This window comes from Polaromonas sp. LjRoot131, from assembly GCF_964252805.1.
Lineage (GTDB): Bacteria > Pseudomonadota > Gammaproteobacteria > Burkholderiales > Burkholderiaceae_C > Polaromonas.
This window is the reverse complement of the sequence record NZ_CAXUPF020000001.1, coordinates 629,132-649,761: the sequence shown is the minus strand read 5'-3', so window position 1 is coordinate 649,761 and position 20,630 is coordinate 629,132. Positions and strand designations below refer to the sequence as shown.

13 protein-coding genes and 4 tRNA genes are annotated in these 20,630 nt (G+C 63.5%); 3 read left to right on the top strand and 14 right to left on the bottom strand.

Going from position 1 to position 20,630, the window contains the following annotated elements:
- Genes ACSQ27_RS03100 through ACSQ27_RS03090 form a run of 3 tightly spaced genes read right to left on the bottom strand, consistent with a single transcriptional unit; the run spans position 1 to position 5,974 of the window.
- Positions 1 to 1,485: an efflux transporter outer membrane subunit gene (locus ACSQ27_RS03100; RefSeq protein ID WP_436154018.1), complete on the bottom strand. Its 1,485-nt coding sequence runs from the start codon at positions 1,483 to 1,485 to the stop codon at positions 1 to 3.
- Positions 1,478 to 4,657 (bottom strand): efflux RND transporter permease subunit, encoded by a 3,180-nt coding sequence (locus ACSQ27_RS03095; protein WP_436154017.1) that lies wholly within the window; start codon positions 4,655 to 4,657, stop codon positions 1,478 to 1,480. Before ACSQ27_RS03095 ends, ACSQ27_RS03100 begins: the two co-directional genes overlap by 8 nt.
- 12 nt (positions 4,658 to 4,669) lie before the next feature.
- Complete coding sequence (locus ACSQ27_RS03090; RefSeq protein WP_436154016.1) at positions 4,670 to 5,974, bottom strand: efflux RND transporter periplasmic adaptor subunit; 1,305 nt, start codon at positions 5,972 to 5,974, stop codon at positions 4,670 to 4,672.
- Between the two features lie 182 nt (positions 5,975 to 6,156).
- Between ACSQ27_RS03090 and ACSQ27_RS03085 the strand changes: the two genes are divergently transcribed.
- Complete coding sequence (locus ACSQ27_RS03085) at positions 6,157 to 6,837, top strand: TetR family transcriptional regulator (protein WP_436154015.1); 681 nt, start codon at positions 6,157 to 6,159, stop codon at positions 6,835 to 6,837.
- A 7-nt stretch (positions 6,838 to 6,844) separates the two neighbouring features.
- Here the strand turns inward: ACSQ27_RS03085 and ACSQ27_RS03080 are convergent, their stop codons facing one another.
- The 11 genes from ACSQ27_RS03080 to ACSQ27_RS03030 all read right to left on the bottom strand — a co-directional run bounded on the left by ACSQ27_RS03080 (position 6,845) and on the right by ACSQ27_RS03030 (position 18,881).
- Positions 6,845 to 7,477 carry a DUF6806 family protein gene (locus ACSQ27_RS03080; RefSeq protein WP_436154014.1) on the bottom strand — a complete coding sequence of 211 codons (633 nt, stop codon included), beginning with the start codon at positions 7,475 to 7,477 and terminating at the stop codon, positions 6,845 to 6,847.
- A gap of 58 nt (positions 7,478 to 7,535) precedes the next feature.
- A tRNA-Leu gene (locus tag ACSQ27_RS03075) sits at positions 7,536 to 7,628 on the bottom strand.
- A 105-nt stretch (positions 7,629 to 7,733) separates the two neighbouring features.
- A tRNA-Cys gene (locus ACSQ27_RS03070) sits at positions 7,734 to 7,807 on the bottom strand.
- Positions 7,808 to 7,904: 97 nt separating this feature from the next.
- Positions 7,905 to 7,980: transfer RNA gene (locus ACSQ27_RS03065), tRNA-Gly, on the bottom strand.
- Positions 7,981 to 8,050: 70 nt separating this feature from the next.
- On the bottom strand, positions 8,051 to 10,480 hold the full coding sequence (gene lon / locus ACSQ27_RS03060; protein WP_436154013.1) for an endopeptidase La: 2,430 nt from the start codon (positions 10,478 to 10,480) through the stop codon (positions 8,051 to 8,053).
- 115 nt (positions 10,481 to 10,595) lie between these two features.
- Positions 10,596 to 11,861 carry an ATP-dependent Clp protease ATP-binding subunit ClpX gene (gene clpX, locus ACSQ27_RS03055; protein WP_436154012.1) on the bottom strand — a complete coding sequence of 422 codons (1,266 nt, stop codon included), beginning with the start codon at positions 11,859 to 11,861 and terminating at the stop codon, positions 10,596 to 10,598.
- A 152-nt stretch (positions 11,862 to 12,013) separates the two neighbouring features.
- Positions 12,014 to 12,670, bottom strand: a complete 657-nt coding sequence (gene clpP / locus ACSQ27_RS03050) for an ATP-dependent Clp endopeptidase proteolytic subunit ClpP (RefSeq protein ID WP_305790672.1) — start codon at positions 12,668 to 12,670, stop codon at positions 12,014 to 12,016.
- A 157-nt stretch (positions 12,671 to 12,827) separates the two neighbouring features.
- Positions 12,828 to 14,138 carry a trigger factor gene (gene tig / locus ACSQ27_RS03045; protein ID WP_436154011.1) on the bottom strand — a complete coding sequence of 437 codons (1,311 nt, stop codon included), beginning with the start codon at positions 14,136 to 14,138 and terminating at the stop codon, positions 12,828 to 12,830.
- A gap of 115 nt (positions 14,139 to 14,253) precedes the next feature.
- Positions 14,254 to 14,340, bottom strand: a tRNA-Leu gene (locus ACSQ27_RS03040).
- A gap of 118 nt (positions 14,341 to 14,458) precedes the next feature.
- Positions 14,459 to 17,704, bottom strand: a complete 3,246-nt coding sequence (locus tag ACSQ27_RS03035) for an efflux RND transporter permease subunit (protein ID WP_436154010.1) — start codon at positions 17,702 to 17,704, stop codon at positions 14,459 to 14,461.
- A 7-nt stretch (positions 17,705 to 17,711) separates the two neighbouring features.
- Complete coding sequence (locus ACSQ27_RS03030; RefSeq protein ID WP_436154009.1) at positions 17,712 to 18,881, bottom strand: efflux RND transporter periplasmic adaptor subunit; 1,170 nt, start codon at positions 18,879 to 18,881, stop codon at positions 17,712 to 17,714.
- 123 nt (positions 18,882 to 19,004) lie between these two features.
- Between ACSQ27_RS03030 and hpnC the strand changes: the two genes are divergently transcribed.
- Together hpnC and ACSQ27_RS03020 are read left to right on the top strand one after the other, a co-directional pair.
- Entirely contained in the window at positions 19,005 to 19,865 is an 861-nt protein-coding gene (gene hpnC / locus ACSQ27_RS03025) for a squalene synthase HpnC (RefSeq protein ID WP_436154008.1), read from the top strand.
- A 6-nt stretch (positions 19,866 to 19,871) separates the two neighbouring features.
- Positions 19,872 to 20,600: a hypothetical protein gene (locus ACSQ27_RS03020; protein WP_436154007.1), complete on the top strand. Its 729-nt coding sequence runs from the start codon at positions 19,872 to 19,874 to the stop codon at positions 20,598 to 20,600.
- Positions 20,601 to 20,630: the final 30 nt, after the last annotated feature.

The following is a 20,630-nucleotide window of genomic DNA, read 5'->3' as shown; positions in this document are numbered from 1 at the left end:
TCAGCGGCTGAGCTGGGTGTCGGACTTCAGGCTAAGGGCCGGCTCGGGAGGCGGCTCCTTCCAGCCACCGCCCAGCGTCTTGTAGAGCGTGACCTGGCTTTGCAGCTGGGCCAGCCGGGTTTGCACCACGGCCTGGCGCGCGGTGAACAAGGCGCGCTGGGCGTCAAGCTGGTCCAGGTAGCTGGCCACGCCGTTCTGGTAGCGCAGGTCGGCCAGCTTGAAGCGCGTGGCCTCGGCATTTGCCTGGGCCTGCTGGGCGCGCAGCTGCTCGCCCAGGGTGGCGCGGCCGGCCAGGGCATCGGCCACTTCGCGAAAAGCCGTCTGGATGGACTTCTCGTACTGGGCGATGGCGATGTCACGCCCCGCGTTGGCCGAGTCCAGGCCCGCGCGGTTGCGGCCCGCGTCAAACAGCGGCAGGATCAGTTGCGGCGCCAGGGTCCAGCCGTAGGAGCCGCTCTTGAAGAGGCCGTTCAGGTGCGAACTGGCGCTGCCGGCGCTGGCCGTAAGCGAAATGCGCGGGAAAAATGCCGCACGCGCTGCACCTATGTCGGCATTGGCGGACAGCAGCAGTTGCTCGGCCTGGCGCACGTCGGGGCGGCGGGTCAGCAGGTCGGAAGGCAGGCCCGCGGGCACATCGACCATCAGGGGCGCATCGGCCAGGCCCTTGCCGGCCGGCAGGGCCACGGCCAGCTCGCCAGTGAGAGGCTGGCCTATCAGCAGGGTCAGGGCATTCTGGTCCAGCGCGCGCTGGCGCACCTGCTGGGCCAGCGAGACACGGGCCGCCTCGGTCAGCGACTCGGCCTGGCGGAAGTCCAGTTCGGAGGTGACGCCGTTGTCAAAACGCAGCTTGCTGAGCTTGAAGGATTCCTCGCGCGTGGCCAGCGTCTGCTGCGTGATCGCCAGGAGTTCTTCATCGGCCAGCAGGCTCAGGTAGGTGTTGGCCACCGCGGCGATCAGGCTGATCTGGGTGGTCTTGCGCCCCTCTTCCGTCGCCAGGTATTGCGCCAGTGCCGCCTCCTTGAGGCTGGCGACGCGGCCGAAGAAATCCAGCTCGTAGGACGTCATCAGCAAACCGCCGGTGTAGGCGCTGGTGATGCTGCCGTTGCCGTTGGCATTGGGCTGGCGCGAACCGGTGATGCCGGCGTTGATGGTCGGGAACTGGTCTGCGCGCTGGATGCGGTATTGCGCGCGCGCCTGCTCGATGTTGAGCACGGCGATGCGCAGGTCGCGGTTGTTGCGCAACGCCGCGTCGATCAGCTTGCGCAATTGCGGGTCGCTGAAAAACGTCTGCCACTCGATGTCGGCCGCGGCGGGCGTTCCAGTCGTGGACTGCGTCTGCGCCGACTCGGCTATCCAGCCAGAGGCGGTGGGGTATTGGTCGGCCACTGGTGCGGCCGGCCTTTCGTACTTCGGGATCATCGAGCAGCCGGCCAGCATCGCTGCCGCGCCCAGCGCCAGAAGTTGTGGGAGCCTTGTCTTAGTCATGGGCCTTGCCTTCATTTCCTTCCTCTCCGGTGATGCCTGCCGCTTTGGCATGCTCGGAATACATCCTGTTCTGCCGTTCGCTGCCCTTGAAGAGGCCGCGCACCACCACAAAGAACACGGGGACAAAAATCACCGCCAGGGCCGTGCCGGTGATCATGCCGCCGATCACGCCGGTGCCGATGGCGCGCTGGCTCGCGGAGCCCGCGCCGGAGGCGATCACCAGCGGCACCACACCCAGGCCGAAGGCCAACGAGGTCATGACGATGGGGCGGAATCGCAGGTGGGCCGCCGCCAGGGCGGACTCGATCACGCCTTTGCCCTGCGCCTGCAGGTCCTTGGCGAACTCGATGATCAGAATCGCGTTCTTCGCCGACAGGCCGATGATGGTGATCAGGCCGACCTGGAAGTACACGTCGTTCGCGTAGCTGCGGAACAAGGTGGCCAGCAGCACGCCGATCACGCCCAGCGGCACGACCAGGATCACCGCCAGCGGAATGCTCCAGCTCTCATACAGCGCGGCCAGGCACAGGAACACCGCCAGGATGGCGAAGCCGTAGAGCAGCGTGGCCTGGGAGCCGGCGAGTTTTTCCTCGCGCGACTGGCCGGTCCATTCAAAGCCGAAGCCCTGCGGCAGCTGGGCCGCGAGTTTTTCCATCTCTGCCATCGCGGCGCCGGTGCTGTAGCCCGGTGCGGCGCTGCCGCCTATGCGCATCGCGGGGTAGCCGTTGTAGCGCACTGTCTGCATGGCGCCGGTGATCCAGCGCGTGCTGGCAAAAGCCGACAGCGGCACGGGCTGGCCCTTGCTGTTGCTGGCGTTGAGCCTGAGCAAGTCGTCGGGCTGCATGCGTGCCGGCGCGTCGGCCTGCACCACCACGCGCTGCAGGCGGCCCTGGTTCGGGAAGTCGTTCACATAGCTCGAGCCCAGCGAGGTCGACAGCACGGAGTTGATTGAGTCGAAGGTGACGCCCAGCGCATTGGCCTTGTCGCGGTCGATGTCGATCTGCAGCTGCGGCGCGTCTTCCAGGCCGTCAGGGCGCACCTGCGCAAGCACCGGGCTCTTGGAAGCCATGCCCAGCAACTGGTTGCGCGCGTTGACGAGGGCCTGGTGGCCCGCGCCGCCGCGGTCCTGCAGGCGGAAGCTGAAGCCCGAAGCCGTGCCGAGTTCAGGAATCGGCGGCGGGCTCAGCGGGTAGATGAAGGCGTCGCGCACACCCATGAGCGCACCGAAGGCGCGGCCCGCCACAGCGCTGGCCGAATGCTGTTCGCCGTCGCGCTCCTTCCAGTCCTTGAGCGTGACGAAAGCAAGCGCGGCATTCTGGCCCTGGCCCGAGAAGCTGAAGCCCAGCACGCCGACCATGCTTTCGACTTCGGGCTGCTTGAGCATGAAGCCCTCGACGGTTTGCATCACCGAGAGCGTGCGCTCGTAGGTCGCGCCCGGCGGCAACTGCACGTTCACCAGCAGGTTGCCCTGGTCTTCATTGGGCAGGAATGAGGTGGGCAGACGCAGGTAGACCACCGCGACCGCGCCGATGATGGCCACGTAGATGATGAGGTAGCGCGCCGCGCGCTTGAGGATGCGCGCGACCATGCTTTCATAGCTCTTGGCCGTGCGCGAAAAACCGCGGTTGAACCAGCCGAAGAAACCGGTCTTGGCATGGTGGTGCCCGGCCTCGACCGGCTTGAGCAGCGTGGCGCACAGCGCCGGCGTGAGCGACAGGGCCATGAAGGCCGAAAAGGCGATGGATGAGACCATCACCGCCGAGAACTGCCGGTAGATGTTGCCGGTCGAGCCCGCGAAGAAAGCCAGCGGAACGAACACCGAGATCAGCACCACGGTCACGCCGATGATGGCGCCGGAAATCTGGCCCATGGCCTTGCGGGTGGCCTCCAGCGGCGGCAGACCCTCCTCGGTCATGATGCGCTCGACGTTCTCGACCACCACGATCGCATCGTCCACCACGATACCGATGACCAGCACCATGCCGAACATGGTCAGCACGTTGATCGAGAAACCGAGCGCCAGCAGTGTGGCGAAAGTACCCAGCAGTGCGATAGGCACGACGATGGTCGGGATGATGGTGTAGCGCCAGTTTTGCAGGAACAGGAACATCACCAGGAACACCAGCGCCACCGCCTCGAACAGCGTCTCGGCCACTTGCGAGATCGAAATCTTGACGAAGCGCGAGCTGTCGTAGGGGATGCTCCACTTCATGCCTTGCGGGAAGTAGCGCTCGAGCTCGGTCATCTTTGCGCGCACGGCCTTGGCCGAAGCCAGGGCATTGCCGCTGGGCGCGAGCTGCACGCCGATACCGATGGCCTGCTTGCCGTTCAGGCGCGCCGAGGTCGCGTAGGACTGGCCGCCGAGTTCGATGCGTGCGACGTCCTTAAGGCGCACCGCCGAGCCATCGGTGTTGGCGCGCAGTACGATGTTGCCGAACTGCTCAACGTTGGCGAGCTGGCCGTTGACCACCACGGTGGCCGCGATGCCCTGCCCGGCCACATTGGGCCGGTCGCCGATGCTGCCGGCGGACACCTGGGCATTCTGCGCGCGGATCGCAGTGTTGACGTCGTTCGCCGAGAGGCTGACGCCGCGCAGCTTGGCCGGGTCCAGCCAGATGCGCATGGCGCGTTCGCTGCCGAACAGTTGGGCCTGGCCGATGCCTTTGACGCGCTGCAGCTCGGGCACGATGTTACGCGAGGCGTAGTCGCCCAGCGCCACTGGGTCGTGCGCCGGGTTGTCTGACGAAAGCATGGTGAACAGCAGGAAGTTGGAGCGCGACTTGTCGACGCGCACGCCTTGCTGCGTCACCGCGGCGGGCAGGCGCGGCGAGGCGCGCGAGAGCCGGTTCTGCACGTCCACCTGCGCCAGGTCGGGGTTGGTGCCGGGCTCGAAGCTCAGCGTGATGCTGCCGGTGCCGTCGGCCTGGGCGACCGATTCCATATAAATAAGGCCGGGCGAACCGTTCATTTCGCGCTCGATCACCGACAGCACGCTGTCCTCCAGCGTCTGGGCCGAAGCGCCCGGGTAGGCGGTATTGACGACGATGGCGGGCGGCGCCACGGGCGGGTACTGGGAGATCGGCAGCTGCGTGATCGCCACGCCGCCCATCACCAGGATGAACAATGCGATCACCCAGGCAAAGATCGGCCTATCGATAAAAAACTTGGCCATGTGCTGGGCTCCTTACTTCGCTGCCGCGGATGCTGCGGAAGCGGCGGGTTTCGCGGCGGATGCGCCTGATGCCGGCGCCGCCGGGGCGGACGCCGCGCCCGCGGCGGGCTTGGCACCGGGCGCCTGCCACGGCACGGGCTTGACGGTGGCGCCGGGCTGCAGCTTCTGGAAGCCGTCGACCATGACCTGCTCCCCGGTCTTCAGGCCGTCCAGCACCACCCACTGGTTGCCTTGGGCCGAACCGATCTTGATGGTGCGCGGGCTGACCTTGCCGTCGGCGCCCACCACCATGACGGTGTCGCCCTGCGCCGTGCGCGTGACGGCTTGCTGCGGCAAGGTGACGGCATTGCTGGCCTGCGCCTGTTCGAGGCGCACGCGCACGTACAGGCCCGGCAGCAACTGGCCGCCGGGGTTGGGTACTTCGGCGCGCAGGGTGATCTGCCCGGTCGTGGCGTCCACCGTCAGGTCGGAAAACAGCAGGCGGCCGGGACGCGCGTATTCGCTGCCGTCTTCGAGCACGACGCGCACGCTGGCGGCTTCAGCGCCGCTGGCGCGCTTGAACTGGCCGCTGTCCATCGCGGCGCGCAGCTTCATGACCTCGGGCGCCGACTGCGTGAAGTTGACGTACATGGGGTTGATCTGCTGGATCACGGCAAGCTGCGTGGCCTCGCCCTGCCCGACCAGCGCGCCTTCGGTCACCAGTGCGCGGCCGATGCGGCCCGAGATCGGCGCCGTCACCGAGGCATAACCCAGGTTGATGCTGGCGGTCTGCACGCTGGCCTTGCCCACGGCCACGTCGGCTTCGGCCTGCTTCTGCGCGGCCACGGCGGTGGCGTATTCCTGCTTGCTGACGGCGTTGGCCTCGACCAGCGGCTTGTAGCGCTCGGCCAGCGAAGTTGCCTGCGCCAGGTTGGCTTCGGCGCGGGCCTGGCTGGCTCTGGCGCTGGCGGCCGCGGCCGCGTAGGGTGCGGCATCGATGCTGAACAGTTGCTGGCCTTCCTTGACGTCGCTGCCCTCGCGAAACAGGCGCTTTTGCAGGATGCCGGCGGCGCGCGCCCTGACTTCGGCCACACGCGATGCTTCCAGGCGGCCTGGCAATTCGGTGATCAGGCCTACGTCGCCCTGGGTGACCGTGACCACACCGACTTCGGCCGGCGGCGGCGCCCCGCCGGGTGCACCGCCGCCCTTGCCGCATCCGGCCAGAAACAAAGCCAGCGCCGCTGCGACAGCAAGAGGCTGGTATTTCACGAGTTGAGGGGGTACAAAGGAAGGGGCAACGAAGCGGGCAACAGAAGGGACAAGGCGAGACTTGGGCATGCTATTCCTCGAAATTTTGGGAAAAAAGCGCAAAGCGGAAGAGGCAGTCGGCGATTGAGGCACAGCTCATTCGCCGAAAACGGAAAGAATAAGGGTTTTTGCGAGTGTTATAGTTTACATACATTTATGAATGTATAACAACAATCCGGGAATTTACCCGGAATTTACCTTGGAGGCAGTCGATGGCCCGTCGAACAAAAGAAGAGGCTTTAGCCACCCGCCACAAGCTGCTGGATGCGGCTGAACATCTGTTTCAGGCGCAAGGGGTATCGCGCACCAGCCTGCAGGACATCGCCCGCCGCGCGGGTGCCACCCGCGGCGCCGTGTACTGGCACTTCAAGGACAAGGCAGACCTGTTCAACGCAATGATGGAGCGGGTCACGCTGCCACTGGAGGAGTCCTTCAACCATGAGAACGAGAAACAGGAAGCGCCGGGCGAAGCCAGCCTCAACGCGATAGAGCGGATACGGCTGTCCACCGTCAATGCCCTGCGGCAGATCGTGACCGACGCACAGACCCGCCGGGTATTTGAGGTCGCGACGCAGAAAGTCGAATATGTGGAGGAGCTCCAGGCCGTCCGGCTTCGCCACCTCGCGGTGCGCAACGGTTTTCTGGAACGCATCCAGCAGGGCATGGAAACCGCCGCCGGCCAGATGAGCCTGACCTTGCCGGTGCCGGCATCGGTGGGCGCGCAGGGTCTGCATGCCCTGATCGATGGGCTGATTCAGAATTGGTTGCTGGACCCGCAGGCTTTTGACCTGCTGGAAGTGGGCCAGTGCGCGATTGACGTCTACCTGCGCGGCCTGAGTTTTCCCGGAGAGCCGCAAAGCGCCACGGCCCCCTGCGGCGTTTCCACGCCCTAGTGCCCTGCTAGTGCAGGTGCCTCGGCTTGCGGCCGCCGCCGTGGCCTGAGCCGCCTTGCGGCCCGCCCAGTCCGCGTGGCGGCTTGCCGAGCTGCATGGAGTTGACCAGGGCGTCAAAACGCTGCTCGAACAGTTTGTCGACCGCCGCGACGACCTCGCCGAGCTCGGAACCGTCGAAGTGGCGCTCCATCAGGCCAATCATGTCCTGCACCAGCAGGTCGCGCTGGACCTGCATGATGGCGGCCGGCGTCGGGCCGACGAAGTACATCGCGAAGTCGTCACGCGCTTCTTCATCCTCGTCGCTTTCGTCTTCGTCGAAGTCGGAATCGTAAAACGTCACTTCGATGGGCGCGCCCGCCTCGGCAAGGTCATTGAGTCCCATGCACATTTCGTCGAGCGCCTGGCGGAAGTCCTCGTCGCCCGGTACCGTCCAGCACATCTGCAGCAAATGTTTGTGGACGTCGAAGCGTATGCCCGGCTCTTCCTCATAGGCGCTCGCGGCGGCCGCCGCCAGGGATTTGGAACCCGCGTACTTCCACAGCGGCTTCAGGGCCTCCTGCAGCTGCTCAAAGGTAACGTCCACACGCAAAGGCACTTCGCCGTGCACGTGGATCTCAAAAGGTGTGTTGTAACGGGACATGATGGAATTTATCTTACCCAGTTTTCAAAGGCGCGCCCGGCGCATGGGTGAGCCGCTGTGGTGCCTGAGACCGGAATCGAACCGGTACGCCCGCTATTCACGAAGCGGCGGATTTTAAGTCCGCTGTGTCTACCTATTTCACCACTCAGGCTCAAACGCTTTACGCAAGGATACGTGCAGAACATCCGGCCAAGCGCCTCACAGCGTATTGTCAAACAAAAAAGCCCCATGGCTGGGGCTGATTGCAAGGGTTTGGTGGAGGCGCGGCCCGGAGTCGAACCGGGCTAGCCGGATTTGCAATCCGGTACATAACCGCTTTGTTACCGCGCCGTATTCTGTCTGCCTCGGCAAGCCCACTGGCTTGCCGACTATTTATATGAAACCCCCAATGAAAAAGGACAGCATTTTGAAGTGCTGCCCTTTAAATTGGAGCGGGAGAAGAGTCTCGAACTCTCGACCTCAACCTTGGCAAGGTTGCGCTCTACCAACTGAGCTACTCCCGCGATAACAGCCTCAAATTATAGCGTAGTTTTTCGGCTTTTCCAAACTGTCCAAAAAAACTTTGCCAAAGACTTAATGTTTGACCGTGCCCGCGACTTCCGCCGGCGCGGCCGCAGCGGCCGTCGCGGCGACAGCAGCCTCTTCATCCGTCAGGGGAACGGGCTGGCGTTCGAGTGCAACCTGCAGCACCTGGTCTATCCATTTCACCGGCACGATCTCCAGACCGCTTTTGACGTTGTCGGGAATCTCCTGCAGGTCTTTGGCATTTTCTTCGGGGATCAGCACGGTCTTGATGCCGCCGCGCAAAGCCGCCAGCAATTTTTCCTTCAGCCCGCCGATCGCCGTGACTTCACCGCGCAGCGTGATCTCACCGGTCATGGCGACGTCGCCGCGCACCGGGATGCCCGTCATGGCGGACACAAAGGCCGTCGTCATCGCGGCGCCGGCGCTCGGCCCGTCCTTAGGCGTCGCGCCGTCGGGCACGTGGATGTGGATGTCGCGCTTTTCGAACATCTCGTCCTTGATGCCAAGCATCTTGGAGCGGCTGCGCACCACAGTGCGCGCGGCCTCAACGGATTCTTTCATGACGTCGCCCAGAGATCCGGTGCGCGTGATCACGCCCTTGCCGGGCATCATGGCGGCTTCAATCGTCAGCAGGTCGCCGCCGACTTCGGTCCATGCCAGGCCTACGACCTGGCCAACCTGGTTTTGCTGCTCGGCGCGGCCGTAGTTGAACTTGCGCACGCCCAGGAAATCGTTGAGGTTGTCCGGCGTGACGATAACCTTGGGCTCCATCTTCTTCAGCTGGATACCCTTGATGACCTTGCGGCAGATCTTGGAGAGTTCGCGCTCCAGCGAACGCACGCCGGCTTCGCGCGTGTAGTAGCGCACGATGTCGCGCACGGCCTGCTCCTGCACTTCCAGCTCGTCCTCCTTCACGCCGTTGTTCTTGACCTGCTTGGGCAGCAGGTAGCGCATGGCGATGCTGGTTTTTTCATCTTCGGTGTAACCGGACAGGCGGATGACTTCCATGCGGTCCAGTAGGGCCGGCGGAATGTTCATCGAGTTCGAGGTGGCCACGAACATCACGTCGCTCAGGTCGAAGTCGACCTCGACGTAGTGGTCGCCGAAGGTGTGGTTCTGCTCCGGGTCCAGCACCTCCAGCAAGGCGCTGGAAGGGTCGCCGCGGAAGTCGGTGCCCAGCTTGTCGATCTCGTCGAGCAGGAACAGCGGGTTGCGCGTGCCGGCCTTGGTCAGGCTTTGCAGAACCTTGCCGGGCAAGGCGCCGATGTAGGTGCGGCGATGGCCGCGGATTTCCGCCTCGTCGCGCATACCGCCCAGAGCCATGCGCACATACTTGCGGCCCGTCGCCTTGGCGATGGACTGGCCCAGCGAGGTCTTGCCCACCCCGGGAGGCCCGACGAGGCACAGGATGGGCGCCTTGAGCTTGTCGACGCGCTGCTGCACCGCGAGGTATTCGACGATGCGGTCCTTGACCTTCTCGAGCCCGTAGTGGTCTTCGTTCAGCACGTTCTCGGCATTGCCCAGGTCGTGCTTGATCTTGGTCTTCTTGCTCCAGGGCAGGCCGGTCAGCACGTCGATGTAGGTGCGCACCACGGTCGCCTCGGCGGACATGGGCGACATCAGCTTGAGTTTCTTGAGCTCGCTCTCGGCCTTCTTGCGGGCTTCCTGCGGCATCTTGGCGGTCTTGATCTTCTTTTCGATCTCTTCAATGTCGGCGCCCTCTTCGCCTTCGCCCAGTTCCTTCTGGATGGCCTTGACCTGCTCATTGAGGTAGAAATCGCGCTGGTTCTTTTCCATCTGGCGCTTCACGCGGCCGCGGATTTTCTTGTCGACGTTGAGGATGTCGACCTCGCGCTCGAGTTGCTCGTAGAGGTTCTCAAGCCGCGCCTTGACGTTGGCCAGGTCCAGGATCACCTGCTTCGCGTCAAGCTTGAGGGGCAGGTGCGCGGCGATCGTATCGGCCAGGCGGCCGGCGTCGTCGATGCTGGAGATCGAAGTGAGGATTTCGGGCGGGATTTTCTTGTTCAGCTTGACGTAGTGGTCGAATTGCTGCATCACGGCGCGGCGCAGGGCCTCGATTTCGCTGGTCTTGTCGCCGGCGATCACGGCCACCGTCTCGACGGGCGTGACATTGGCCGAGAAATGCTGCTCGCCCTCTTCAATCTTGTTGACGGTGGCGCGCTGCTGGCCTTCAACCAGCACCTTCACCGTGCCGTCGGGCAGCTTGAGCAGTTGCAGGATGGTGGCGACGCAGCCGACTTCGAACATGTCCTCGACCGAGGGCTCGTCCTTGGCGGCGGCTTTTTGCGCCACCAGCATGATGCGGCGCTCGGCCTCCATCGCCGACTCCAGCGCCTTGATGCTCTTGGGACGGCCCACGAACAGCGGGATCACCATGTGCGGAAACACCACCACGTCCCGCAAAGGCAGGAGCGGCAGGTCGATGGGGGTGGAAGGCAATGAAGTTTGTCCGGACATATAAACCTTAAACGTTGGCCGTGGCAGCCAGTTGCATGGCCCGGCGAAACACAATCAACCCAGACATGGGGCGCGGGAGGCGCTTTTCAAGCATTCCGGCCAGCCTTTGTGATGCTCAGGCTTTTTTGGCCGCTTCGCGGTAAACCAGCAAGGGGGCCTTGCTTTCTTCAATTGTGGACTCGTCCACGACAACCTTGTCGACATTGCTGGCATTCGGCAGGTCAAACATGGTGTCGATCAGCGACTGCTCCAGGATGGAGCGCAGGCCGCGCGCGCCCGTCTTGCGGGCCAATGCCTTGCGTGCGATGGCCTTGAGCGCTGAGGGGCGAATCTCGAGATCGACGCCTTCCATGGCCAGCAGCTTGCTGAACTGCTTGACCACGGCATTTTTCGGCTCGGTCAAAATCTGCACCAGTGCGTCTTCGCTGAGTTCGGCCAGCGTGGCGACCACGGGCATGCGGCCCACCAGTTCGGGGATCAGGCCGAACTTGATCAGGTCTTCCGGCTCGACTTCCTTGAAGGCGTCCGTCAAGGTGCGGGACTTTTTGCTTTTGACGGTGGCCCCAAAACCCATGCCCGAGGCTTCGGTGCGGTTTTCGATGACTTTTTCCAGGCCGGCGAAGGCGCCGCCGCAGATGAACAGGATATTGGTCGTATCCACCTGCAGGAAATCCTGGTTCGGGTGCTTGCGGCCGCCCTGCGGCGGCACCGAAGCCATGGTGCCTTCGATCAGCTTGAGCAGCGCCTGCTGCACGCCCTCGCCCGACACGTCACGCGTGATGGAGGGGTTGTCGGACTTACGCGAAATTTTGTCGATTTCATCGATGTAGACGATGCCCTGCTGGGCGCGCTCGACTTCGTAGTTGCAGCTTTGCAGCAGCTTCTGGATGATGTTTTCGACGTCCTCGCCCACATAGCCGGCTTCGGTCAGCGTGGTGGCATCGGCCATCACGAAAGGCACGTTGAGGGTGCGCGCCAGAGTCTGGGCCAGCAGGGTTTTGCCCGAGCCGGTGGGGCCGATCAGCAAGATGTTGCTCTTGGTCAGCTCCACGTCGTCTTTTTTGGCTTTTTCCTTGTGGCGCAGGCGTTTGTAGTGGTTGTACACCGCCACGGCCAGCGTGCGCTTGGCCGGTTCCTGGCCGATCACATAGCCGTCCAGCGTTCCCTTGATTTCCAGGGGCGTGGGCAAATCGGTACGGGTTTCGCGGACATCTTCGCCGGCGGGAAGTTCGTCGCGAATGATCTCGTTGCAGAGATCGATGCATTCGTCGCAGATGAATACCGAGGGGCCAGCGATCAGTTTTTTGACTTCGTGCTGACTTTTACCGCAAAAAGAGCAGTGCAAAGTCTTTTCGCTGGAGGAGCCTTTTTTCTCGGCCATTGGTGGGGATGCCTTTAAGGTGCCTGGGGGGGGAAGTGTTACCTAATGATAACCAATAAAAAAACGGCGTTTCTGTTACAGAAAACGCCGTTGTTGCAGAGCAACTTGAGGGGGTTTTGAGCCGTTTTGGCCGGCCTTACCACCCTGGACGCTCAGGGTCGCTTGGCGATGACCTGGTCGACCAGGCCGTATTCCTTGGCCTCGTCCGCGAACATGAAGTAATCCCGTTCAGTATCGCGTTCGATCTTTTCAACCGGCTGGCCGCAGTTGGCCGCCATGATCCGGTTGAGCTGGTCGCGCGTCTTGAGGATGTCGCGGGCGTGGATTTCGATGTCGGTGGCCTGGCCTTGCGCGCCACCCGAAGGCTGGTGAATCATCACGCGCGAGTTCGGCAGCGAGAAACGCTTGCCTTTGGTGCCGGCCGACAGCAGGAAAGCGCCCATGCTGGCCGCCATGCCCACGCAGAGCGTGGAAACGTCGGGCTTGATGAACTGCATGGTGTCGTAAATCGCCATGCCCGCCGTCACGGAACCGCCCGGGGAGTTGATGTAGAAAGAGATGTCCTTGTCCGGGTTTTCGCTTTCCAGGAACAGCAGCTGGGCCACCACCAGGTTGGCGGTCTGGTCGTTGACCGGTCCCACCAGGAAGATCACGCGCTCTTTCAGCAGGCGCGAGTAAATGTCGTAGGAGCGCTCGCCGCGGCCGGACTGCTCGATGACCATGGGCACCATGCCCAGGCCTTGCGCATCCTGGGCGCCGGCTTGCGGGCCGGTATAGGCGCCGCCGTAAATACTGTTTCGGACCATCATGTTTTCTCCAGAGATGTTTGTACTGTACCCAAAAACTCCCTCAGGGAATTTCGGCGGGGGCTGACAGCCGGCTCGCAGGCCGCCAAACCGTAGCCCAATGAAATTGGGGCCTGCGCCGCAAAGCGCAAGCCCCAAGGTCAAGAAAGGCCGTGAAGAATCAGTTCTGGCCCATCAGGTCGTCGAAGGAAATGGCTTTTTCGGTAACCTTGGCCTTGCCCAGCACGAAGTCGGTGACGTTGTTTTCGATCACAACGGCCTCGACTTCAGCCATGCGGCGGTTGTCGCTCAGGTACCAGCGCACCACATCCTGCGGTTTCTCGTAGCTGGCGGCCAGCTCTTCGATGTGCGCCTTGAGCTGCTCGGGCTTGGCCTGCAGGTCGTTACCGCGCACCAGTTCGGCCACCACCAGGCCCAGGCGCACGCGCTTTTCGGCTTGCGGGCGGAAGATTTCTTCGGGAATCGGCGCCTTGTCGGCGTCCTTGATGCCGCGCTGCTTCAGGTCGGCGCGGGCACCTTCGATCATACGGTCCAGTTCAGCCTGCACGCTGGACTTGGGCAGGTCGAGTTCGGCATTGGCGACCAGCGCGTCCATCACGGCATTCTTGTTGCGGGCCAGCAGGCGGAACTTGACTTCGCGCTCGAGGTTTTTCTTGATGTCGGCGCGCAGGCCTTCGACCGTCGCGTCGGCAATACCCAGCGACTTGGCCAGTGCTTCGTTGACTTCGGGCAGGTGGGCGGCTTCGAGCTTCTTGACCGTCACGAGGAAGTCGGCCTGTTTGCCGGCCACGTCCTTGCCGTGGTAGTCGGCCGGGAAGTTCAGCGGGAAGGTCTTGCTTTCGCCGGTCTTCATGCCGCGCACGGCGTCTTCGAATTCCTTGAGCATCTGGCCGTCGCCGATCAGGAACTGGTAGTCCTCGGCCTTGCCGCCGGCAAAGGGTTCGCCGTCGATCTTGCCTTCAAAGTCGATGGTGGCGCGGTCGCCGTCCTGCGCGGGCGCATCGGCTGCGCGCTGGGCGAAGGTACGGCGCTGCTTGCGCAGGATGTCCAGGGTCTTGTCGATGGCCGCGTCGCTGACTTCGGCACTGACTTTTTCCACCTGGGCGTTCGACAGGTCGGCGATCTTGACTTCGGGATAGACCTCGAACACCGCGTCGAATGCGAGTTCGCCTTCAGGGGCGCCCTCTTTTTCGCTGATGCGGGGCTGACCGGCAACACGCAGCTTGGCTTCGTTGGCGGCCACGGCGAAAGCTTCACCTACCTTGTCGTTCATGACTTCGTAGTGCACCGAGTAGCCGTAGCGCTGGGCCACGACGTTCATGGGGACCTTGCCGGGACGGAAGCCGTCCATCTTGACCGTGCGGGCCAGGCGCTTCAGGCGGGTGTCAACTTCCGACTGGATGGTGTTGACGGGCAGCGTGAGCGTCATCTTGCGCTCGAGCTTTTCAAGGGTTTCAACAGTCACGGCCATGATGGTCTTCCTAAGATCAAAAAATAGTCAAAACAGGTTTTCACCTGGCATGTTGCGGGTTTTCCGCAACGCCTGAGCGCATGGACGCAAAAACTGCCGCCAGCAAGCCTCAGGGTGGTGCGCGGGGGGGGACTCGAACCCCCACACCATTGCTGGCGTCAGGACCTAAACCTGGTGCGTCTACCAATTTCGCCACCCGCGCGCCGGAAATAAAAACGGGAATCCGAAAAACCTCCGAATCCCCGCTTGAAATCGGTCAACTCTCTATTTTAGCCGTTATCGGGCCCGGTTTTTGCCTCCGGGGCCGACGCAAGAGAGAATCAGGCCGGTAGTGGCTTTTCGCCCGTGTGCGGCTGAACTTCCAGCCTGTCTTCCCGTTTGACACGGAACCAGGCTGCATACATCGCTGGCAAAGCCAGCAAAGTCAGCACCGTCGCCACAATCAGGCCGCCCATGATGGCAACAGCCATAGGCCCCCAGAACACGCTGCGCGACAACGGGATCATGGCCAGCACGGCGGCGGCGGCCGTCAGCACGATGGGCCGCAACCGGCGCACGGCCGACTCGACGATCGCGTCCCAGGCCGGTACGCCGCGGGCGCGGTCCTGCTCGATCTGGTCGATCAGGATCACGGAGTTGCGCTGGATCATGCCCATCAGCGCGATCACGCCCAGCAGGGCGACGAAACCAAAAGGCCGTCCTAGCAGCAACAGCGCGGCGGCCACGCCTGCAATACCCAGCGGGCCGGTCACAAAGACCAGCATGGTCCGGCTGAAGCTCTGCAACTGAAGCATCAGCAAGGTAAGAATCAGGAAGCCCGCGATCGGCAAGCCGGCAACAATCGAAGACGAACCCTTTGAGCTTTCCTCCACCGCGCCGGCCACCTGGATGCGATAGCCCGTTAACCCCTTGTCCAGCCATTTGGCTTCGAGGGCCTTGAGCTTGGGCATCAGTTCCTGCGTGACGGTGGCGCCCTGCAGGCCTTCGACGATGTCGCTCTGCACCGTGATGGCATAGTCGCGGTTTTCACGCCACATCACGCCCGGCTCCCACGTGAACACCGGCTTGGCGATCTGCGTGAGCGGAATCGACTTGCCCGACGCCGTGGGCAGGTAAGCATTGCCGATGTCGGTTATCGCGTTGCGCTCGTCCAGGGGCTGGCGCAGCACGATGTCGATCAGCTTATCGCCTTCGCGGAACTGGCCCACCTGCGTGCCCGCCAGGATGGTGCGCGAGGCCTGGGCGATTGACTGGCTGGTCACGCCCATCGCGCGCGCCTTGGCCTGGTCCACCTCAAGGCGCAGCACCTTGACCGACTCATTCCAGTTGTCGTTCACGCCGCGCGTGTTGCTGCTTTCGCGCATCACCGCCTTGACCTCGTCGGCACGCTCGCGCAGCACCAGCGGGTCTATGCCCACCACACGGAACTGCACCGGGTAAGGCACGGGCGGGCCGTTGGGCAGCAGCTTGACGCGGCCGCGCACCTCGGGGAATTCGGTGGCCAGCAAGGCCGGCAGCTTGATGCGCAGCGATTCACGCACCTTCAGGTCCTTGGGCAGCACAATCATCTGCGAGACGTTGGTCTGCGGAAAGACCTGGTCCAACGGCAAGTAAAAACGCGGCACGCCCGAACCTATCCAGGTGCTGACCGTGGTGACACCTTCTTCCTTCATCAGGCGCTGTTCCACGCGTCTCGCGGTGGCTTCATTGGCGGCAAAAGAAGTGCCTTCGGGAAACCAGATATCGACCATGATTTCAGGCCGGCTGGAGTCGGGGAAAAACTGCTGCTGCACCTTGCCCATGCCCACAATGCCCAGCACGAAGATCAGCACGGTGGCGCCTACGGTGAGCCAGCGGTGCTCCACACACCAGTCCACCGTCTTGCGAAAGTTGCTGTAGAACGGGCTGTCGAACATTTCGTGCGGGCTGTCCTTGCCGGCGGCCACTTCCTGTACATGCGGCGGCACCTTGAGCAACAGCGTGCCCAGGTAGGGAACAAAGTACACCGAGACAATCCAGCTCAGCACCAGCGCGATCACCGTCACCGCGAAAATCGCAAAAGTGTATTCACCAGTCGTGGATTTGGCCAAGCCAATGGGCAGAAAACCCGCGGCGGTGATCAGCGTGCCCGTCAGCATGGGCATGGCGGTGATCTCATAGGCGAAGGTGGCGGCGCGCACTTTGTCGTAGCCCTCTTCCATCTTGCGCACCATCATCTCGACGGCAATGATGGCGTCGTCCACCAGCAGGCCCAGCGCGATGATCAGCGAGCCTAGCGAAATCTTGTGCAGCCCTATGCCGTAGTACCACATGGCCAGGAAAGTCAGGCTCAGCACCAGCGGGATGGTAATACCCACCACCAGGCCGGGCCGCATGTCGATGTAATAGCGCCTCCACAGCGGCAACGTGCCGCCCCCATTGGTCGGGCGCTTGTGAAAACCCAGGCTGATGAAGCTCACCGCCAGCACGATCACCACGGCCTCAATCAGCACGCGCACGAATTCGTTGACCGAGGTGGCCACCGCCTTGGGCTGGTTCTGCACGTTCACGAGCTTGATGCCGGCCGGCAAAGTCTTTTCGATACGGCCCGACAGCGCCGTGAGCGACTTGCCCAGCGCAATGATGTCGCCGCCCTTGCCCATGGAGACACCCAAAGCAATCACTTCCTTGCCCTGGTGGTGCACCTTCACGGAAGGCGGGTCCACATAGCCGCGCTTGATCTCGGCGATGTCACCCAGCTGCAGCTGGCCGCCCGAGCTGCCGCGGATCGGCATGGCGCGCAGTTGCTCTATCACCTCGAACTGGCCCGCCACGCGCACCTGCACCACGTCCAGCGGCGTCTGCACCGCGCCGGCCGATTCAATGGCGTTCTGCTGGCCAAGCTGGGCCAGCACCTGGTTCAGGTCCAGCCCCAATTGCGCCAGTCGCTTTTGCGAAATCTCGATGAAGACTTTTTCGTCCTGTACGCCGAAAAGTTCCACCTTGCTCACGTCGGGCACGCGCAGCAGTTGCTGGCGCACGTCGTCGGCGAAGGTCTTGAGCTCGGCGTAATTGAAGCCGTCGGATTCGAGCGCGTAAATCACGCCGTAGACGTCGCCGAAATCATCGTTGAAGAACGGCCCCTGGATACCGCCCGGCAAGGTGCCGCGCATGTCGCCGATCTTCTTGCGCACCGAATACCAGACGTTGGCGACTTCAGCCGGTTTGGAGGAGTCCTTGATCTGGAAAATGATCTGCGACTCGCCGGGCTTGGAATAGCTGCGGATGCGATCGGAATACGGCACTTCCTGCAGCGTGCGCTCCAGCTTGTCGGTGACCTGCTCGGCCACCTGCTGCGCCGTGGCGCCCGGCCAGTAGGTCCGCACCACCATGGCGCGGAATGTAAACGGCGGATCCTCGTCCTGCCCGAGCTGGAAGTAGGACGCGAAGCCCAGGATCATCAGCACCAGCAGCAGGTAACGCGTCAGCGCCGGATGGTCCAGCGCCCATTTGGAAAGATTGAAGCGGGTCGAGGGCGAAGCGAGTTCGCCGGCAGGACTGTTGCCGTCTTGGTGGGCTTGCGTCATGGCCGCCTCACTTCGCGCCGGAGGCAGCGGATGCGGGCGCCGGGGCGGAGCCCGCGGAGACGGGGGTCACTCCGGCCGCCTGCGCCGGCGTGGCGCCGGCCAGGGCTACGCTGGGCTGGTAGAGGGTGACCTTCTGGCCCGGCGAGAGCACATGCACGCCGGCGCTTACCACCAGCATGCCGGGCTGCAGTCCCGACCCCACGACCACCTCGTTGCCGTCGGCCGTCGCGACCTGGATGATTTGCGGCTTGACCGTCATGGTGGCCTTGTCGACCACCCATACGGCTGTGGCCTTGCCCTCCTGGCGCAGCGCCGTGGTCGGCAGCTTGATCACCGGCGCGCCCACGGCACCACCCGATTCAGGTACCACATAGACCGTGGCGCCCAGAGGCGGCGGTTCCTTGGCATCGACCGAGACCTTGACGGTGTAGGTGCGCGTGACCGGATCGCTGCTGGCGGCCACTTCGCGGACCTTGCCGTCCAGCTCGGTGTTTTGCGACCAGACGCGTATCTTGACGGCCGAGCCGGCCTTGATCCCGGCCACTTTGTCTTCGGGCACCGAGAACACCACGTCGCGCACACCGTCCGCCGCGATGCGCACCACTGGGGCGCCGGCCGTCACCACCTGGCCCGGTTCGGCTTCAATGGCGGTCACCACACCCGACACGTCGGCGACCAGCGCCGCGTAATTGGCCTGGTTGCCCTGCACCGCGAACTGCGACTGCGCCTGCTCGAGCTGGGCCTGCGCCGCTTTGAGCGTGGTTTCACGCCGCTCCAGTTCGGCGCCGCTGATGAAGTTCTGTTCCTTGAGTTCCTTGTAGCGCTTGAAGTCGGCAGCCGCGAGGTCGCGGTTGGTGGCTGCCGCGGCAACCTGGGCGCGGGCCGAATCGGCAGCCAGCCTGAAGTCCTGCGGGTCCAGCTGGGCCAGCACCTGCCCGGCCTTCACACGCTGGCCCAGTTCAGCCTGGCGCTTGATGATCTTGCCGCCGACCCGAAAGCCCAGCCTGGACTCGACCTGGGCTTTGACTTCGCCCGCATATTCATGGCTGGACGAAAACGCGTTGATCCCCACGGTGACCACCTTCACGGCGCGAACCGGTTCCTCAGGTGGGGCAGACTTGGAGCAGGCTGCCAGCAACACGGCGGCGCCCACCAGGGAGAAAACGGTTTTGTTCATGGTCGGATTGTTGTGAAAACTCGGACGGCTGGGCAGTCAAGAAAAGCCTGGAAAACCCACTACTGACTGACCGGTTAGTAATCTAGGGTAAATGCCAGGGCTTGTCAAGCGACAATCGCCCGCATGACTTCAGGCCTCCAACAGCCCAGCGCCCCCGTTCCCCTCCAGGGGGTGTCGCACTACGAAAACTTCCCCGTCGCCTCGCTGCTGTGCCCGCCACGCCTGCGCCCGCCGATCGCGGCGATCTACTGGTTCGCCCGCACGGCCGACGACATCGCCGACGAGGGCGACGCAACGCCAGAGGCCCGCCTCGCCGACCTCGCCGCCTACCGCGCCGACCTGATGGCGACCGCGGCAGGCCTGCCCGCCTCGCCGCGCTGGGCCACAGTCTTCGAACAGCTGAAACCCCAGTTGGCCGGGTTTGAGCTCCCCGTCAAGCTGCTGGCCGACCTGCTCAGCGCTTTTGAGCAGGACGCGGTCAAGCAGCGTTATGCCGACGAGGCGGAGCTGCTGGATTACTGCAAGCGCTCGGCCAACCCCGTGGGCCGGCTGCTGCTGCACCTCTACGGCCTGCAGGACGCGGCTTCCTTGCAAATGAGCGATGAGATCTGCACCGCCCTGCAACTGATCAATTTCTGGCAGGACCTCGGCGTCGACATCCCGCGCGGCCGCATATACCTGCCTGCCAGCGCCTGGGCCCGCCACGGCGTCGATGAAGCGCAACTGCTGGCGCTGCAGGCCAGCCCCTCCACCACAGGGCTGATCGCCGAGCACGTGCGCGCCGCTCGCGCAATGATGCTCAGGGGCGCCCCCCTGGCCAAAAAGATACCCGGGCGCGGCGGCTGGGAACTGCGCCTGGTGGTGCAAGGCGGCCTGCGCATCCTGGACAAGGTAGAAGCACAGGGCTTCAACACCCTGCAGCGGCGCCCCAGGCTCAATCCCTGGGACCTCGTGTTGATGGGCTGGCGCACCTTGTTCATGTAGCCCTCTGTGCTGGAAGCCGCCGTGCAGCCCCCAAAAATCTTTCGAGCGCTGGCCTGGGGTTTGCTCGTGTTTTGCATCGGCTTCGCCTTCTTCGGCGGTGTCATCTCGGAAACCATCATGGCCGTCCTCAATTGCCGGCCCCATACCGATGCCCAGGTCAGCGGTTGCCGGTTTCCCTGGAATGCCCTGGCATTGAGAATTGCACCTTTTCTTTCCGCCCAAAGCATCACGGACTACCCGTTCATGCTGCTTGACGGTTTCTGGGGGCTCATCCTCGCCTGGGCTGCCGCCATCGGGCTGGCCCGCTGGGCCGGCAAGCATCCCGGCAAAGCCGCAGCCCTGCGGCGCGCCCTGACGCCCGCCGCGATATCCCGCGGCCAGGTCTTTCACCTTTTTCTGCGGGGCGGTTTCTGGGCACTGCTGACGGGGCTCATAGCGTTTTGCATTGCTTTCGGCACACCATTCCTGGGCAGCCACGTGGCACGCGAAATACTGCAAACCATGGGCTGCGTCCCCGGTACCTTTGACCCTTTCACATCCCCTTGCATGTCCAGCCCAGGCTTCTGGACCCCGCGATTGAAGCCCTTCCTCATCCCCCTCATGGGCCAGTGGCTCTCTCCGTTCTGGCTGGTTCGGCAGTTTGGCGATGTGCTGATCCTGTGGCTGGTGCTGACCATCGGTGCATATGCCTTGAAGCGACACATCGCCCGCCGCACGGCTGCGGCCTCCTCATGATTTGAATACAGCTTGCAGAGTGCATGGGAA

Excerpts from the sequence above, each read along its gene's own strand:
- ACSQ27_RS03100 (WP_436154018.1), bottom strand. The coding sequence starts at position 1,485 with ATGACTAAGACAAGGCTCCCACAACTTCTGGCGCTGGGCGCGGCAGCG.
- ACSQ27_RS03095 (WP_436154017.1), bottom strand. The coding sequence starts at position 4,657 with ATGGCCAAGTTTTTTATCGATAGGCCGATCTTTGCCTGGGTGATCGCA.
- ACSQ27_RS03090 (WP_436154016.1), bottom strand. The coding sequence starts at position 5,974 with ATGCCCAAGTCTCGCCTTGTCCCTTCTGTTGCCCGCTTCGTTGCCCCT.
- ACSQ27_RS03085 (WP_436154015.1), top strand. The coding sequence starts at position 6,157 with ATGGCCCGTCGAACAAAAGAAGAGGCTTTAGCCACCCGCCACAAGCTG.
- ACSQ27_RS03080 (WP_436154014.1), bottom strand. The coding sequence starts at position 7,477 with ATGTCCCGTTACAACACACCTTTTGAGATCCACGTGCACGGCGAAGTG.
- lon (WP_436154013.1), bottom strand. The coding sequence starts at position 10,480 with ATGTCCGGACAAACTTCATTGCCTTCCACCCCCATCGACCTGCCGCTC.
- clpX (WP_436154012.1), bottom strand. The coding sequence starts at position 11,861 with ATGGCCGAGAAAAAAGGCTCCTCCAGCGAAAAGACTTTGCACTGCTCT.
- clpP (WP_305790672.1), bottom strand. The coding sequence starts at position 12,670 with ATGATGGTCCGAAACAGTATTTACGGCGGCGCCTATACCGGCCCGCAA.
- tig (WP_436154011.1), bottom strand. The coding sequence starts at position 14,138 with ATGGCCGTGACTGTTGAAACCCTTGAAAAGCTCGAGCGCAAGATGACG.
- ACSQ27_RS03035 (WP_436154010.1), bottom strand. The coding sequence starts at position 17,704 with ATGACGCAAGCCCACCAAGACGGCAACAGTCCTGCCGGCGAACTCGCT.
- ACSQ27_RS03030 (WP_436154009.1), bottom strand. The coding sequence starts at position 18,881 with ATGAACAAAACCGTTTTCTCCCTGGTGGGCGCCGCCGTGTTGCTGGCA.
- hpnC (WP_436154008.1), top strand. The coding sequence starts at position 19,005 with ATGACTTCAGGCCTCCAACAGCCCAGCGCCCCCGTTCCCCTCCAGGGG.